Annotated in this window: 2 protein-coding genes; both read right to left on the bottom strand. The window is 74.2% G+C overall.

Translation table 11 applies throughout. The features are described 5' to 3' along the window. Positions 1-124 precede the first annotated feature (124 nt). A complete protein-coding gene (locus tag G3I40_RS30285) occupies positions 125-886 on the bottom strand; it encodes a hypothetical protein (protein ID WP_203645055.1) in 762 nt (253 codons plus the stop codon). Positions 887-1,038: 152 nt separating this feature from the next. Next, a partial coding sequence (locus G3I40_RS30290) for a helix-turn-helix domain-containing protein (RefSeq protein WP_203645054.1) occupies positions 1,039-1,464 on the bottom strand: 426 nt, incomplete at its 5' end.

A 1,464-nucleotide genomic window follows, 5' to 3' on the forward strand; every position in this document is an offset into this window, starting at 1 on the left:
AGCCCCTCCGGCGATCGAGGAGCGGGGTCCGGGGCGCAGCCCCGAGTCCCCGGCGCCGTCGCCGGGCCCCCTCGTGAAACGGGCCGCGGCATGACCGGTGATCGCCCGCGCGGCCCCGCACGGGCTACGCGGCGGCGGGCAACGCCCCCGCCAGCCACGTGGGCACACCCCCGAGCAGCCGGAACAACCGCCCGGCCTCGGCCCGCAACCGCGCCGACGTCTCCGGCTCGGGCTCCGCCTCCGCCAAGGACACCAGCGCCGGCGCCGTGCCCACCAGGAAACCCAGCTCCTCGCGCAGCCGCAGCGACTCCGCGAACCCGTGTCGCGCCTCCTTCAACTCGCCCTCGCGCAGGGCCAGTCCGGCCAGATGGCGCCACGTGAACGAGAGCAGCAGCGCGTCGCCGTGGGCCGTGGCCCCCGCATGCGCCCTGCGATAGGCCGCACGGGCCGCCTGCGGCGCGTCGGACAGGTTCTCCGCCATCAGGCCCCGGCGGAAGTCGAGCAGCGCTCGCGCCCGCGCGCCGGGCGCGATCAGCGCCGCCGCCCGGCCGAATGCCGAGCGGGCCTCGTCGACCCGGTCCCGGACCTTCAACAACGTAGAGGAGTAAGCGAGTTGACCACGCTCGCAGGCCGCCGCGCCGCGCTCCTCGTCGGTGTGGGCCAGGGCCTCCGCGGAGCGCAGCGCGTCCTCCGCCTGGGCCCAGCCCTGCTCCGTGTAGAGGCAGCGCTCGCCGAGCAGGGCCGCGCGCTGCAGCGCCGCTGCGGGGTCCGTCGTCGCGTGAGCATCGAGGAGCGCGGCCGCGTCGGCCCAACAGCCGCGTGAGCGCAGCCGCCATACCGCGGTCTGGAGTGGATCGTTCTCTGCGTTCGTTCCGGTACCAGACATGGCGGTATGCGCCACGTTGCCCTCCCCGAGCACGCCGTCGAGCCGAGTGTCGTGGGGCATCTCAGCACGGATCACGGGGCCCGGCCAAGGGGATGGGTGAAAAAATTCACAAAGGCGTGGGGTTCCGGGGCGGGCCCGCAACCGTCACGGCGTCAGCTCATCCGCAGGGCCAGGAAGAAGTCCAACTTGTCCTCCAGGCGCGAGAGGTCACGGTTCGTCAGTTGCTCGATCCGGCCGACCCGGTAGCGCAAGGTGTTCACGTGCAGGTGGAGACGGGCGGCGCAGCGGGTCCAGGAACCGTCGCAGTCGAGGAACGCCTCCAGCGTCGGGATCAGCTCCGCGCGGTGCTTGCGGTCGTAGTCGCGCAGCGGGTCCAGCAGCCGGGCGGTGAAGGCCCGACGCACGTCGTCCGGGACGAACGGGAGGAGGAGCACGTGCGAGGCCAGTTCCTGATGGCCCGCGGCGCAGACCAGACCGGTGCGGGCGGCCGCCACCCGGCGCGCGTGCCGGGCCTCCTCCAGGGCGCCGCGCAGCCCCTCCGCGGAGTGCACGGCCGCGCTCACGCCGATCGTCAGCCG

The sequence above is a fragment of the Streptomyces sp. SID14478 genome (genome assembly GCF_010548525.1).
In the GTDB taxonomy this organism is placed as follows: Bacteria; Actinomycetota; Actinomycetes; order Streptomycetales; family Streptomycetaceae; genus Streptomyces.

Bases quoted from the DNA above. Each gene is read 5' to 3' on its own strand.
- G3I40_RS30285 (WP_203645055.1), bottom strand. From the start codon at position 886: ATGTCTGGTACCGGAACGAACGCAGAGAACGATCCACTCCAGACCGCG.